The sequence below is a fragment of the Streptomyces sp. C genome (assembly GCF_000158895.1).
Taxonomy (GTDB): domain Bacteria; phylum Actinomycetota; class Actinomycetes; order Streptomycetales; family Streptomycetaceae; genus Streptomyces; species Streptomyces racemochromogenes.
In genome coordinates this window covers 525459-539148 of record NZ_GG657750.1, presented here as the reverse complement: position 1 = coordinate 539148, position 13690 = coordinate 525459, and the positions used below count along the sequence as shown (strand labels likewise).

The window sequence follows — 13690 nt, the reverse complement described above, 5'->3', positions numbered from 1 at the left end:
TCAGCGGGCCGGGCGGGGCCGGGGGCTCAATGCGCCAGTCCGGCGCCCGCCGCGGCGACGGTGTGCACCGCTGCTTCGAGGAGTTCGGGGCGGACCACCGCCAGGCAGAGGCCGCCCGCCGCCACCGCCATGCCGAGGCACTCCCACAGCGCGCTCCCGCGCCGCCCGGTGCAGCGACGGCCCGCTGTTTCGGCCGGTGTCCGACGGGCCGTGTCGGGTTCTGCCTCAAGGGTGCGACGTGTCATGCCACCAGGCTGGAGGTCCGGGTGCTCCGGCGGCCATCCGGCGGTCGTCGGGTACACGCCCGCCGAGTGGCGGGGGCTGCCTGCACGGGGGATGCCGTCGCGCCCCGGCTGGCTGGTCTGCTGTACGCGCTCACCGGCTCCTCCCGGCGTCCGTGGCCGCCCGGCTCGAGTGTCACTGGCGCCGGGCCACAACACCCCGGCGAGTCTGGAAGGGTTGGCCCGGCGCAAAATCCGCGCCCGAACGCGTACCACCTCCGTCGACCGGGAGAGAAGCATGACCATCAAGGACATCGGGCCCGAACCCCAGAGTTTCGACCTCGAGCAGGCGACGCTGGAGAACACCAACTACCGCTCGGTCGCCTGGTCCGGGAAGTACCTCCAGCTGACCCTCATGTCGATCCCGGTGGGCGAGGACATCGGCCTGGAGGCACACCCGGAGACCGACCAGTTCCTCCGGCTCGACGCGGGCCGCGGCCGCGTGCAGATGGGCAGCGCGAAGGACCGCCTCGACTTCGACCAGGAGGTCACGGACGGCTGGGCGGTCTTCGTTCCCGCCGGCACCTGGCACAACGTCACCAACACCGGTGACGAGCCCATGCAGCTCTACGCCGTCTACGCCCCGGTGCACCACGCCCCGGACAAGATCCACGCGACCTTCGCCGACGCGGAAAGCGACGAGGACTCGGGCAACGACGAACCCCCGACCTGGTCGGTCCAGCCCACCCGCCACCACGCCGACAAGCACGCCTGACCACCGTCATTTCGGCAGTGGCGGCCGTGGCGCCCCTTCGCCGGGGGAGGGGGTGGTAGATGAATATGATTGTCGTCGGCTAGTGTGTGCCCGCTCGCGCCGGGCCGCCTCCGGCCGGGCCGGCGCGGTCCGCCGCGGCGCGGACGAAGATCGAGGGGCACAGCGTGGTCGAGGGCTCGGCGAGCACCGGGACGGTACCGCCGCCACCACCTTCCTCCGGCCCCTCTGCCGGAGGGGCCGGCTCGGAGCGGCGGAGCAGGCCGGTGGCCGTCGCGGTCGGCTCCGCCCTGGTCGGGGCAGTGGTGGTCGCGGTACTCGCAGGACCGTGGCTTGAGCGGCGTTTCGGGCTGACGGCGTTCGGGGCGTGGCGCACGCTCCTGATCGCCATCGTCATCCAGGGCGTTCCCTTCCTGATGCTCGGCACCGTCGTCTCGGCGGCCATCGCCGCCTTCGTCCCCCCGCAGGTCTTCTCCAAGGTCCTGCCCCGCAACCCCGTCCTCGCCGTGCCGGTGGCCGGTGCCGCCGGAGTCGTGCTGCCGGGCTGCGAGTGCGCCTCGGTGCCGGTCGCGGGCAGCCTGATGCGCCGGGGCGTGGCTCCCGCGGCGGCCCTGACCTTCCTGCTCGCCGCGCCCGCGGTCAACCCGGTGGTGCTCGTCGCGACGGCGATCGCGTTCCCCGGCAAGCCGGAGATGGTGGCCGCGCGGTTCGCTGCCTCGCTGGTCACGGCGGTCGTCATGGGCTGGCTGTGGATCCGGTGGGGGCGCGAGGAGTGGCTGCGGCTGCCGGCCGCACGAGCGGAGCGGGTGCCGGGCGCGGGCCGGCCGGAGGCCTTCCGGCGCGGGGTGCAGCACGACTTCCTGCAGGCGGGCGGCTTCCTGGTGATCGGCGCCATGGCCGCCGCGACATTCAACGTCCTCGTACCGCCGTCCGTCCTGGAGACGTTCTCAGGGTCTCCGTGGCTCGGCGTCCTCGCGGCGGCCGCGCTCGCGGTGCTCCTGTCGGTGTGCTCGGAGGCGGACGCGTTCGTCGCGGCCTCGTTCACCGGTTTCTCGCCCACCGCCCGCCTCGCCTTCATGGTGGTGGGCCCGATGGTCGACATGAAGCTGATCGCCCTGCAGTCGGGAGCCTTCGGGAGGGCGTTCGCCGTGCGGTTCTGCGCCGGCACGTTCGCCGTGGCGGTCTTGTGCTGCGCACTCGTCTCAGGGGTGCTCCTGTGACCGGACGACCCACCGCCGACGCGGAAGACGAGCCCCTGCTGGGCGGACTCGGTTCGCCCCTGCTGCTGGTCCTGACCGGCGCGGGCCTGCTCCACATCACCGTGCCCAGCGACGTGTACCTGCGGTACGTGAAGGAAGGCATGTGGCCGTACCTCGTCGTGTCCGGGGTCCTGCTGGCCGTCCTGGGCTTCGCGGGACTGGGAGTCGAGCTGGTGCGCCGCCTGAAGGAGACCACGGGCGACGACACGGAAGGACACGAGGTCCACGGCCACGACCACCAGCATGACCACGGGCACGACCACGCGCACGGGGGAGGCAGGCAGGTCACCTGGCTCCTGGCCGCACCCGCCCTCACCCTGCTGTTCGTCGCCCCGCCGGCGCTCGGGTCGTACACGGCCTCGCAGGACGGGGCCGCGTCCGGTGTCGAACGGAGCGCCTACGAGGACCTGGGTGACGCGCCGGTCGCCCCCATGGCCCTGGAGGAGTTCATCGGGCGCTCGGTTCACGCGCCGAAGACACTGCGCGGCCACGAGGTCCGGCTGCTGGGGTTCGTCTCCGCCGGGAAGAGCCCGGACACCTGGTACCTCAATCGCCTGAAACTCAGCTGCTGCGCTGCGGACGCGAGGACCCTGCGCGTGGAGGTGCACGGAGCGCAGGCGCCCGCCAGGGACACCTGGGTCGAGGTCACGGGCGTCCTGGGCGCCGAGCACGTCCCCGTCGAGAACCCCGTCCCGACCGTGGAGGCAGGCGCCCTGAAGCCCGTCGCCGCACCGCGCAACCCCTACCACGACGCGCCGCCCACGGACGGCTGAGCCGCCGTCCGCGACATGGCGCGTCGCTACAGCGTCCTCGACCTCGACTCCGCCTGGCCGTCGCCCGTGGTGTCCGTGGTCATGGCGTGCATCAGGTGGTCGACGACATCGGTGAGGTCACGGCGGCCCCGGTGCGCGGCCCGTTGGCGGTCGGCGCCGCTGCCGATGGCGCGGAGCGCCGCCCGGCCCGCCGTCACGGTCTCCAGGTCCCCGTGCCGCCGCAGCGACGGCCGGACGTCTGCCAGCAGTTCGTCCAGGACGGCGGTCGCGGGGACGAGGCGGTGACTGCGCAGATCGACGGCCTCGCCGGCCAGGCCGTCGCGGGCGGCCCGCCAGCAGGCGGCGCGGAGGATCTCGGCGGACGGCCGGAAAGCGGGCCGTCCGGCTTCGACGTCGGCCAGGGCGGTGTCGACCAGGGCCCTGACGATCGCGGCGAGCAGTACGGTGTCCTGCGCGGTGGCGGCGGCGTCGGCGACCCGGACCTCAAGAGTGGGTGCGTGGTGGGAGGGCCGGATGTCCCAGTACAGTCCGCCGCGGTCCAGGATGCCGCCGGTCGCGGTGAGACCGGCGACGAGGCTCTCGAAGTGGGCGCGCGACTCGACGTACGGGGGCGGACCCGCGGCCGGCCAGCGGGCCCAGGCCATGGTGCGCCAGCTCGCGTACCCGGTGTCCCGGCCCTGCCAGAACGGGGAGTTGGCCGCCAGCGCGATCAGGGCCGGGAGGCGGGGCCGCAGATGGTTGCCGGCCTGGAGGGCCGTTTCCAGGTCGGGGATGCCGATGTGGATGTGGCAGGCGCAGATGCTCTGCTCGTCGTCCAGGGCGCCGAACGCGGCCACGCTCCTGGCGTAGCGGAGGCCTTCGGTCATCGGGGGCGGAAGCGGCTGCGGCAGGACCGGTGTGCCGCTGGAGATCACGCCGAGGCCGTGGCGGGCGGCGGCGCGCACCACGGCCGCCCGCATCGAGCGGACCTGCTCGGCGAACAGGTCGAGTCGCGAGTGGGGGTCGGTGCGCACCTCGACCTGGTAGGCCGTGATCTCGGTGGTCACCCGGTCCCCGAGCTCGCCGGCGGCCTCCGCCACCACCTTCGGTGCCTCCGGCCGCACCTCCCGGGTCACCGGGTCGACCAGGAGGTACTCCTCCTCCGCGCCGACCGTCAGCGGTCTCCTGTCCTGCCCCGCCGGGGGCGATGCGACCGCCGTGGCGGTACCGGGGGCCTCCGGGATCGGCTGCGGCGACGCGTCACGGGTCACGCACCCCATCGTGGCACGGACGGGGCCGGTGGGGGAGGCGACGTTCGGCCGGTTCAGACGTGGCCGAGGATCTTGTTTCCGGGGGCCTTGGGGTCGGCGGAGGTGAAGAACTCCATGGCGGCCGTGAGCCATTCGTCCAGGGTGAGTTCGCCGTCGCCGTCCCGGTCGAGAGTGCGGAAGGTCTCCTCGGCCTGCGGCTGGGGTACGCCGAGGGCGCGGTAGAGGCGGGTGAACTCGCCGACGTCGACGACCCCGTCGTCGTTCGTGTCGGCGAGGGCGAGGTCGGCCTCGACGGAGGGGCGGACCATGGCGGAGATCTGCTTGGGGTCGGGTGACCGGGTCAGTTCGGTCACGAAGGCCTCGCGGGAGATCCGTCCGCTGTCGTCGGTGGTGACGAGCCGGCGGAGGGAGGTCCAGTAGTGGGCCTTGGAGTCGCGCAGGGCGCGGACCTTGCGCGCGTCGGCCCCTTCGCCGGTACCGGCGATGACCTGGTCGGCGAGGGAGGTGAAGTCCCTTTCGCAGATGTAGCCGTCCCCGTCGGTGTCGAGCAGGTCGAAGCGGTGCTGGAACTTGCGGCGCAGCAGGTCTGCGGTCATGGGTCTGCTCCCTCGGTGGTGGGTCATGCGTACGGCAGTGCACGGGTGGTCTATCGGATTCGGACGCACGGGGGCCGTAACAGCACGCCCGTGTCACCTGCCTGGCGGCGCCGGTTCCCTGCAGGACCGATTCGCCGGAGGCGGTCTTCCGGCGTGCGCCGTCACGCTGTTCACTGACCGAGCCATGCACTCCCTGACGGCAGGAGGCCGCCGTGCACGACGGACAGCCGCCCGTGGAGACGGACGTCCTGGTGGTCGGTGGCGGCCCGGCCGGCGCCACGGCGGCCGGGCTGCTGGCCCGCCAGGGGTTCGGCGTCGCGCTGCTGGAGAAGGCCCGCTTCCCCCGCTACCACATCGGTGAGTCCCTCCTCCCCTCCCTGCTGCCCCTGCTGGACCTGCTGGGGGCGCGGGAAGCCGTCGAGCGCCGCGGGTTCGTCCGCAAGAGCGGCGCGTACTACGACTGGGGCGGCCAGGAGTGGGCCCTGCGCTTCGACGGACTGGACCCCGGCGCGCCGTACAGCTTCCAGGTCGTACGGGCGGACTTCGACCAGGTACTGCTGGACCACGCGCGGGACCAGGGCGTACTCGTCCACGAGGAGACCGCGGTAGGGGCGGTCGACTTCGAGGAGGGGCGGGCGAGGGCCGCCGCGTGGACCACCGCGGGCGGCCGCCGGGGCCGGACCGGGTTCCGGCACCTGGTGGACGCCTCCGGCCGGGCCGGGCTGCTGACGGCACGGCAGTTACGGACGCGCCGGTTCCACGACGCTTTCCGCAACGTGGCCACCTGGGGCTACTGGCGGGGTGCCCATCCCGCGCCGGACGTGCCCGAGGGCGCCATCCGCCTGCACTCGCTGCCCGACCACGGCTGGTTCTGGGCCATTCCCCTGCACGACGGCACCCTCAGCGTGGGCCTCGTCACCGACCGGCACTCCTTCGCCCGGGGCAGGCAGGCCCTCGGCGGGACCGACGCGCTCTACGCGGACCGGCTCGCGCACACCCCCGGGCTGGCCCGCCTGCTCACGGGCGCTGAGCGGGTCACCGGGCTGCGGGTGGAGAGCGACTACTCGTACGTGGCCGACCGGTTCTGCGGACCCGGCTGGTACGCGGCCGGCGACGCGGCCTGCTTCCTCGACCCCCTGCTCTCCACCGGGGTCCACCTCGGCATGCACAGCGGCACGCTCGCCGCGGCGTCCATCGCCGCGGCCCTGCGCCAGGACGTCGGCGAGGCCGAAGCAGAGGCCTTCTACCAGGGTGCCTACCGGCACGCCTACGAACGGCTGCTCGTCCTCGTCGGCGCCTTCTACGACATCCACCAGGGCCGCGAAGCCCACTTCCGCCGCGCCCAGCGGCTCAGCCACCGCGACCAGCGGCCGCTGCGGCTGCACGAGTCCTTCCTGAACATCGTCACGGGCGTCGAAGACCTCCACGACACCCGGGGCGACACGGTCGCCCACCTGTTCGCCGCGTTGCGGGAACCCCTCGCGGGCCACGACCGGGTCGGCTTGGGAGGACACGGCGCGAGCACCATGACGCCGTGGCCCACGGGCCCCGACCGGGCGGTCGCCGGCCTCCGCCTGATGCTGGAGCCCCGCCTGGGCCTGCGTCCGGCCGACGGTTGATCTCCGTGGGCACCCGGACGGTGGCAGCGGCGGCCGGGCCCCTCCGGCGGGACCCGGCGCGAACGCGGTCCGCAGCGGTGCGTGTGTCGAACGGGGCGGGGTAGGCGCCGGGGGAGAGCGCCGGCGGTGGGCAGCCGCCCCGGTGTGCCGCGGTTCCCGGCAGCAGGGTGAGGAGCGGTGACGTTGACCGCAACGGACCGGAGACAGCAGAGGGCGCGTCGCGGCGAGGACGTGGAATGAGCCCCCCGTCGACCGCCGGCGCGCGCGGCGCCGTGCCCGACGAGAACGCTTTGGCCGAGCTGGCGGAGTGGGTGGCCATCGCGTCCGTCTCCTCCGACCCGGACCGGGCCCGGGACGTCCGCCGATCCGCCGGCTGGCTCGTCGAGGCGCTGCGCCGCACCGGCTTCCCGCGCGCCGAACCCTGGGAGACGGACGGCCTGCCGGCCGTCTACGCCTCCTGGCCGGCGGCCGATCCGGGTGCGCCGGCCCTGCTGGTCTACAGCCACCACGACGTGCACGCCGTCGATCCTTCCGAATGGCGGGTCGCCGAGGCGTTCGTGCCGCTCGTGCGGGACGGCCGGCTCCACGGCCGCGGGGCGTCGGACGCCAAGGGCCAGGTCATGAGCCACTTGTGGGCCGTGCGCGCGCACCTCGCGCGGCGCACCGCGCCCGCCGTGACGGTGAAGTACCTGATGGAGGGCGAGGAGGAGGTCGGCTCGGTACACCTGGCCGACCTGCTGTCGGAGCACGCCGAGGACCTGAGCGCCGACGTCGTGATGGTGTCGGACTCGATGCTCTGGTCCCTGGACGAGCCCACCGTGTGCGCCGCGGTCCGCGGGTCGGTCACCGCGACCCTCGGCATCCGCGGGGCCGAACGCGACGTCCACAGCGGTGCCGTCTCCGGCGCCGCCGCGAACGCGGCGGTGGAACTGTGCCGCCTGGTGGACCTGCTCAGTGACGCGTCGGGCCGCGTCACCCTGCCCGGCTTCTACGACGCGGTGGCCGCCCCGGCCCCCGACCTGCGAGCCGGCGTGGGCGCCGTGCCCTTCGACCTGGCGGACTGGCAGGCGGCGACCGGCACGTTCGGCACTCCCGGCGAAGCGGGTTTCACCGCTCCCGAGCGCCTGTGGGTCCGGCCCTCCGCCGAGGTCGCCCGCCTCACGGCCGGTCGCACCGATGCACCCGCACTCGGCCTCATTCCGGCGGAAGCCAGCGCCGACCTGCTGTTCCGGCTCGTCCCCGATCAGCGGGCCGACCACGTCGCGGACCAGCTGCGGGCCTGGCTGGACCTTCACCGGCAGCCCTGTTTCACCTACGACCTGGAAATCCCCCCGACCATCTCCGACCCCTACCGGACGCCGCCCGACGCCCGGGCGCTCACGGCTCTCACCCGGGCCGTCGGCCACGCCTACGGGGCTCCGGCGGGGCACGTCGGCAACGGAGGGGCGGCTCCCGGCGCGCAGCTCGCCCGTGCCTGCGACGCGCCGGTGCTGTTCTTCGGGACGGGACTCCCGGGAGACCGCTGGCACGGCCCGGACGAACGGGTGGAGGTCGGGGCGCTGCGGCTCGGCGTCAGCGCGCTGGCCAGGTTCCTCGACGAACTGTCGGCCCCCGGAGGGGCAGGCACGCCGAGCTGAGCCGTGCGCGCCGCCTGGTGGCCTAATTCCGCGCGCCGGGTGACCCGTCCCTGTCCAGAGTGGGTCCCACGAGGCGCGATGGCACCTGCCCCTCCCCTGCGCGGCGGGTGGGCGGTGCCGGGCGCCGGAACCGAGGGAAGGCGAGGCAGGCATGAGCAGCGCGGCACAGGTCGACCTGACGGGCAAGCAGGCTTTGGTCACCGGCGGGGCCCGGGGGCTGGGCGCCGCCATCGCGCGGCGGCTCGCCGCGGCCGGTGCCTCCGTCCTGGTCGCCGACGTACGCAAGGACCTCGCTCAGGAGCTCTGCGCGGACCTCGTCGTGGCGGGCGGCCGTGCCCGCTTCGTGGAGATGGACGTGTGCGACCCCGACGCGGTCGCGGCCGTCCTCGGGGACGTCGAGGCGGACGGCGGCCGGGTGGACGTCCTGGTCAACAACGCGGCGGTCGACGTGTCCAAGTCCGTCGAGCACCTGACCGCGGAGGAGGTCAGGCACGTGGTGACCACCAACCTGCTCGGGCCGATGTACCTGTGCCTGCAGACCTACCGGCGCATGGTGGCCGCGGGCGGGGGCCACATCGTCAACATCCTCTCCACCGCGGCCAACCGGACCTGGACGGAAGCGGGCCCCTACGCGGCGAGCAAGTCCGGGCTGCGGGCCTTCACCCACACCCTGTTCAAGGAGGCCCAGCGGGACTGCACCGGCATCGGTGTCACCGGGATCATCGCCGGCGGCATGGAGACCGCCTTCATCATGGACCGGTTCCCGGACGCCGACACCGCTCTGCTCCAGAGCCCGGAGATCGTCGCCGACACGGTCATGTACGCGCTGTCCGTGCCCGCCGGGAGCGTGGTGGGCGAACTGGTCGTGGTGCCCCGTCGGGAACCCTCCTGGCCCTGACGCGGGGCTCGGCCGTGATCAGCGCCGGCCGCCGTCCGGGCGCCTCCCCCCGGCGGCCGAACCCGCGGTCGCGTACCGGCCCGGTCGAGGCGGGTGCCCGGCGGCCGGCTGTTAGCCTCGCCCGGGGGCAGCGGACCGACGGCGGAAGGACCACCCGGTGGGCGGCGCGGGAAGCACGTACCAGGGCGCCGGACAGCGCGCTCACATCGGTTCGTTCGCCTCCGGCGGAGGCCTGGGGATCACCACGGCGGCCGTGGACCCCGTCACGGGCGCGCTCACCGTACTGAGCGTCGTCGACGGTCTCGGGGACGCCTCGTGCCTGGCCCTGTCCGCCGACCGGCGGGTGCTCTACGCCGCCGGCGGGAGCGATCAGGGGCTGGCGGCCGCGTACCGGATCACCGCGGACGGTCTCGCTCCGCTCGGCCGGCCCGTCCCCGTCGACGGCCGCGGTCCCGCGCACGTGAGCGTCGTCGGGGACAGGCTGCTGACCGCCAATTACACCTCCGGTGACGTGAGCTGCCTCCGGATCGCGGGTGACGGCAGGCCGGAGGGCCCCGCCGCCGTCCTGGGCCCACAGCGGCCGCGGGCCCGACTCCGAACGGCAGGCAGGCCCGCACGCCCACCACGTGACGCGCGATCCGAGCGGCCGCTGGGTGCTCAGCGCGGACCTCGGTACCGACTCGGTGCGCGTGTGCGCGCCCGATCCGGCCGGCGGGCCCCTCCGCGTGCACGCCGAGACGCCGCTGCGTGCGGGGAGCGGCCCCCGGGAGGTGGCATTCCACCCGCGCGGGGACGTGGCGTACGTGATCCACGAGCTCGAACCGCAGCTGACCGTCTGCCGGTGGGACGCCGGCCCCGGACGCCTGTACCCGACCGGTGAGGTCGCGCTGGGCTCGGACGGCGCCCCGCCGGACACCAGGGAGTACCCGTCGGTCGCCCTCGTCTCGGGGGACGGCCGCTTCGTGTGGGCGGCGATCCGGGGCAGCAACCTCATCGCCACCCTGTCGCTGTCCGACGGCCCCGAGAAGCCGCGGCTCACGGATGCGGCCGGCTGCGGCGGTCAATGGCCGCGGCATCTGGCGGCCGGTGCGTCGGGGCGTCATCTGTACGTGTCCAACGAGTGGTCCGGCGACGTCACCTGGTTCGACACCGATCCCGAGAGCGGACGCCTGCACCCGGCGGGCAGGCTGGACGTCCCGGCCGCCGCCTGCGTGGTCCTCTCCTGAGCACGGCCGCCGTCACCCGACTGCCCGATCCCGCGTGCCGATCCGCCCGGGCCGCAGGAGGCTGGGGGCACATCTGAGGGGATTTCCCGGCACGAGCGGCCCCCAGGCGGCCTCTTGCGGCTCCTGCCTCCCCGTTTCCCTATCGCACGAGGAGGCCCTCCCATGGGCTCATCGCATGCGCCGCGCTGGGAGCACGCCGTCGTCACCGGCGGAGCGGGCTTCGTCGGCTCGCACCTGTGCTCCGCCCTGCTGGCCGCGGGGACCGCCGTCACCTGTGTCGACGACTTCAGCACGGGGCGGCCGGAGAACATCTCGGAACTGGTGGACGACCCCGGATTCGTCCTGCTGGAGACGAACGTCTCGCGGCCCTTCAGCGTGGGCAGGGACCCGGACCTCGTCCTGCACCTGGCCTCCCCGGCCTCCCCCGCCGATTACCTCCGGCTTCCGCTCCACACGCTGGAGGCGGGGAGCCTCGGCACGCGCAACGCCCTGGAGCTGGCGCATCGCAGCGGGGCCCGCTTCGTCCTCGCCTCCACGTCCGAGGTCTACGGTGATCCGCAGGAGCACCCGCAGAACGAGCGGTACTGGGGCCACGTCAACCCCGTCGGCCCGCGGAGCGTCTACGACGAGGCCAAGCGTTTCGGCGAGGCGCTGAGCAGTGCCCACGCCTCGGCCCTGGGTACGGACGTGTGCATAGTGCGGCTGTTCAACACCTATGGTCCGCGCATGCGGGGCCATGACGGTCGCGCCGTTCCCACCTTCATCCGCCAGGCGCTCGCGGGTACCCCGTTGACCGTCACCGGTGACGGCCTGCAGACGCGTTCGCTGTGCTACGTCGAGGACACCGTCGCCGGCATCCTCGCGGCGGCCGACCACGGGATGCGGGGGCCGGTGAACCTCGGCAACCCCGACGAGCTCACCATGCTGGAGCTGGCCCGCTGGATCGTCGAACTGACCGGTTCCTCCTCGGAGATCACCTTCATCGAGCGGCCGACCGACGACCCGACCGTGCGCTGCCCCGACATCACGCTGGCGCGGGACAAGCTCCAGTGGGAGCCGCGGGTGGCGGCCGAGGACGGGCTGCGCCGCACGATCGCCTGGTTCCGCGCGGAGAGCGGCTCCTGACCTTTCGGTGCTGCCCCGTGTCCACCGGCGGCCGCACCCCTGCCGGCCGCCGCCCGGCCCCCTCAGCCGAAAGGTCCGTCCGTCATGCGCATCCTCGGAGTCAACGCGCTCTTCCACGACCCGTCCGCCGCCCTCGTCATCGACGGCCGTACGGTCGCCGCCGCCGAGGAGGAACGATTCTCCCGCCGCAAGCACGGCAAGCGGCCGGTGCCCTTCTCCGCCTGGGAGCTGCCGGAACAGGCCGCGGCCTGGTGTCTGAAGCGTGCCGGTCTGCGTCCGCAGGACCTCGACGCCGTGGCCTACTCCTACGACCCCGCCCTGGCGCGGCCTGCCGACGCCATGGGCCTGGACGACCCGTGGGACCACCTCCGCCAGACGTACGCCCGCGAGGCGCCCCGGTTCCTGGCCACCGCCCTGCCCGGCCTCGATCCCGGCCTCGTGCGCTTCGTTCCGCACCACATGGCCCATGCCGCGTCCGGCGCGTTCGCGGCCGGGGGAGCGGACCGCAGTTCCGTCCTGGTCCTCGACGGACGCGGAGAGCGCGCCTCGCACCTGGCGGCGCGCCGGATCGGCGACAGGCTGGAGCCGCTGCACGCACAGGACCTCCCGCACTCGCTCGGACTCGTCTACGAGGAACTCACCGAGCACCTCGGCTTCCTGAGGTCCTCCGACGAGTTCAAGGTGATGGCCCTCGCCTCCCACGGGCGTCCCCGGATGCTGGCCGAGCTGCGCCGCTACGTGTACCCCACGGGTGACGGCGGCTTCCACGCCACCGGCGTCCCCTGGAGCGAGTTCTGCCCGCCCCGCGGCGCGGACGAGCCGTGGACCGGGGCCCACGCCGATCTCGCCGCCGGCGCGCAGGCCGTCCTGGAAGAGACGCTGCTGGACCTGGTCCGCTGGCTCCACGGCCGCACCCGCGACGACGTGCTCACCCTCGCCGGCGGCGTCGCGCTGAACTGCGCGGCCAACTCCCGCATCGCACGCGAGGGTCCCTTCTCCCGCGTCTGGGTCCAGCCGGCCGCCGGAGACGCGGGAACGGCGCTGGGTTCCGCGCTGCTCCTCGCCGCCGGGGCCGGGGACGACCCCGAGCCCATGGCCGGCGCGGACCTGGGCCGCGACTGGTCCGACGCGGAACTGGGTGCCTGGCTCAAGACGGCGGGAGTCCCCTTCGAACAGCCCCCGGACATCGCGGCCACCGTCGCCGAGGCACTCGCCGACAACGCCATCGTGGCCTGGTTCCAGGGGCGTTCGGAGTTCGGCCCGCGCGCCCTGGGCCACCGCTCGTTGCTCGCCCATCCCGGCCACGCGGGCAACCTGGAGCGCCTCAACGACGTCAAGGGCCGTGAACAGTTCCGCCCCGTGGCCCCGATGGTGATCGCCGAGCGGGCGCCCGAGATCTTCGACGGGCCGCTGCCGAGCCCGTACATGCTGTTCGTGCACGACGTGGCACCCGACTGGCGCGAGCGCATCCCGGCGGTGGTCCACGTCGACGGCACGGCCCGCATCCAGACCGTGGATCCGGAGCGTGAGCCCCTGGTGGCACGGATGCTCACCGAGTTCGAACGGCGCACCGGACTGCCGGTCGTGGTCAACACCAGCCTGAACACCGCCGGCCGGCCGATGGTCGACGACCCCCGGGACGCCCTGGAGTGCTTCGGCTCGTCGCCGGTGGAACTGCTGGCCATCGGGCCGTACGCCGTGCGCCGGGGCGCCATCTTCCGCTCCGGAGAGGAAGGCTGACGCCATGCGCGAGGCACCCGCGCCCCCGCCGCCGTACGCGATCGTCGTGCCCACCCTCGGCCGGACCAGCCTGAGGGCCTGCCTGGACGCCGTGGCCGCCGCGACCGCCTCCGGGCACGGCCCCCAGCGGATCGTCCTCGTACACGACCGCCCCGGCCCCGACGGGACCCCGCCGGCTCTGGACGTCCCCCCGGTGCTCCGGCCGATCACCACCGTCGTGGCCGGCCGGGCCAGAGGCCCCGCGGCCGCCCGCAACACGGGAGCACGGGCGGCGGGTCACGTGCCCTGGATCGTGTTCCTCGACGACGACGTGGTCCCGGGACCGGGCTGGGGCGAGGAACTGGCGCGTGATCTGGCCTCGGCCCCACACGACACGGCGGCCGTCACGGCCCGCATCGAGGTTCCCCTCCTGCCGGGCCGCCGTCCCACGGACTGGGAGCGCAACACGGCGGGACTCGCCACCGCCCGCTGGATCACCGCCGACATGGCCTTCCGCCGGGTGGCGCTGGACGCCGCCGGAGGCTTCGACGAGCGCTTCCGGCGCGCCTTCCGCGAGGACGCCGACCTGGCCCTG

12 protein-coding genes and 1 pseudogene are annotated in these 13690 nt (G+C 74.0%); 10 read left to right on the top strand and 3 right to left on the bottom strand.

Features of this window, described 5'->3' with window-relative positions; genetic code table 11:
• Nucleotides 1–26 precede the first annotated feature (26 nt).
• Nucleotides 27–245, bottom strand: a complete 219-nt coding sequence (locus SSNG_RS41040) for a hypothetical protein (RefSeq protein ID WP_007262234.1) — start codon at nt 243–245, stop codon at nt 27–29.
• 274 nt (nt 246–519) lie between these two features.
• On the opposite strand from SSNG_RS41040, the gene SSNG_RS02610 reads away from it, so the two are divergent.
• The 3 genes from SSNG_RS02610 to SSNG_RS02600 all read left to right on the top strand — a co-directional run bounded on the left by SSNG_RS02610 (nt 520) and on the right by SSNG_RS02600 (nt 3025).
• Nucleotides 520–996, top strand: coding sequence for a cupin domain-containing protein (locus tag SSNG_RS02610; RefSeq protein ID WP_007262233.1), 477 nt, complete (start codon nt 520–522; stop codon nt 994–996).
• A gap of 263 nt (nt 997–1259) precedes the next feature.
• Nucleotides 1260–2213 (top strand): permease, encoded by a 954-nt coding sequence (locus SSNG_RS02605; protein WP_241694982.1) that lies wholly within the window; start codon nt 1260–1262, stop codon nt 2211–2213.
• Nucleotides 2210–3025, top strand: a complete 816-nt coding sequence (locus tag SSNG_RS02600; protein ID WP_050779522.1) for a TIGR03943 family protein — start codon at nt 2210–2212, stop codon at nt 3023–3025. The genes SSNG_RS02605 and SSNG_RS02600 overlap by 4 nt, the downstream gene beginning before the upstream one ends.
• Before the next feature lie 26 nt (nt 3026–3051).
• Here SSNG_RS02600 and SSNG_RS02595 read toward each other — a convergent pair whose 3' ends face one another.
• Together SSNG_RS02595 and SSNG_RS37685 are read right to left on the bottom strand one after the other, a co-directional pair.
• Nucleotides 3052–4275, bottom strand: coding sequence for a glutamate--cysteine ligase (locus tag SSNG_RS02595; protein ID WP_241694981.1), 1224 nt, complete (start codon nt 4273–4275; stop codon nt 3052–3054).
• Between the two features lie 53 nt (nt 4276–4328).
• On the bottom strand, nt 4329–4871 hold the full coding sequence (locus tag SSNG_RS37685; RefSeq protein ID WP_050779521.1) for an EF-hand domain-containing protein: 543 nt from the start codon (nt 4869–4871) through the stop codon (nt 4329–4331).
• A 212-nt stretch (nt 4872–5083) separates the two neighbouring features.
• Here SSNG_RS37685 and SSNG_RS02585 point away from each other — a divergent pair, with 212 nt between their 5' ends.
• From SSNG_RS02585 to SSNG_RS02555, 7 genes and pseudogenes are all read left to right on the top strand, one after another.
• Nucleotides 5084–6490: a tryptophan 7-halogenase gene (locus tag SSNG_RS02585; protein WP_007262228.1), complete on the top strand. Its 1407-nt coding sequence runs from the start codon at nt 5084–5086 to the stop codon at nt 6488–6490.
• Between the two features lie 236 nt (nt 6491–6726).
• Complete coding sequence (locus SSNG_RS02580; RefSeq protein WP_007262227.1) at nt 6727–8127, top strand: M20/M25/M40 family metallo-hydrolase; 1401 nt, start codon at nt 6727–6729, stop codon at nt 8125–8127.
• A gap of 151 nt (nt 8128–8278) precedes the next feature.
• On the top strand, nt 8279–9025 hold the full coding sequence (locus SSNG_RS02575; protein ID WP_007262226.1) for an SDR family oxidoreductase: 747 nt from the start codon (nt 8279–8281) through the stop codon (nt 9023–9025).
• Nucleotides 9026–9182: 157 nt separating this feature from the next.
• Nucleotides 9183–10251 (top strand): annotated as a pseudogene (locus SSNG_RS02570) (lactonase family protein).
• A 162-nt stretch (nt 10252–10413) separates the two neighbouring features.
• Nucleotides 10414–11376, top strand: a complete 963-nt coding sequence (locus SSNG_RS02565; RefSeq protein WP_042800428.1) for an NAD-dependent epimerase/dehydratase family protein — start codon at nt 10414–10416, stop codon at nt 11374–11376.
• 84 nt (nt 11377–11460) lie between these two features.
• A complete protein-coding gene (locus SSNG_RS02560; protein WP_007262223.1) occupies nt 11461–13116 on the top strand; it encodes a carbamoyltransferase C-terminal domain-containing protein in 1656 nt (551 codons plus the stop codon).
• A gap of 4 nt (nt 13117–13120) precedes the next feature.
• The coding region (locus SSNG_RS02555; protein WP_007262222.1) for a glycosyltransferase at nt 13121–13690 on the top strand (570 nt) is incomplete at its 3' end.

What these genes read in the sequence shown, in the direction of transcription:
- SSNG_RS41040 (WP_007262234.1), bottom strand. Translation starts at nt 245, where the DNA reads ATGACACGTCGCACCCTTGAGGCAGAACCCGACACGGCCCGTCGGACA.
- SSNG_RS02565 (WP_042800428.1), top strand. Translation starts at nt 10,414, where the DNA reads ATGGGCTCATCGCATGCGCCGCGCTGGGAGCACGCCGTCGTCACCGGC.
- SSNG_RS02580 (WP_007262227.1), top strand. Translation starts at nt 6,727, where the DNA reads ATGAGCCCCCCGTCGACCGCCGGCGCGCGCGGCGCCGTGCCCGACGAG.
- SSNG_RS37685 (WP_050779521.1), bottom strand. Translation starts at nt 4,871, where the DNA reads ATGACCGCAGACCTGCTGCGCCGCAAGTTCCAGCACCGCTTCGACCTG.
- SSNG_RS02575 (WP_007262226.1), top strand. Translation starts at nt 8,279, where the DNA reads ATGAGCAGCGCGGCACAGGTCGACCTGACGGGCAAGCAGGCTTTGGTC.
- SSNG_RS02610 (WP_007262233.1), top strand. Translation starts at nt 520, where the DNA reads ATGACCATCAAGGACATCGGGCCCGAACCCCAGAGTTTCGACCTCGAG.
- SSNG_RS02560 (WP_007262223.1), top strand. Translation starts at nt 11,461, where the DNA reads ATGCGCATCCTCGGAGTCAACGCGCTCTTCCACGACCCGTCCGCCGCC.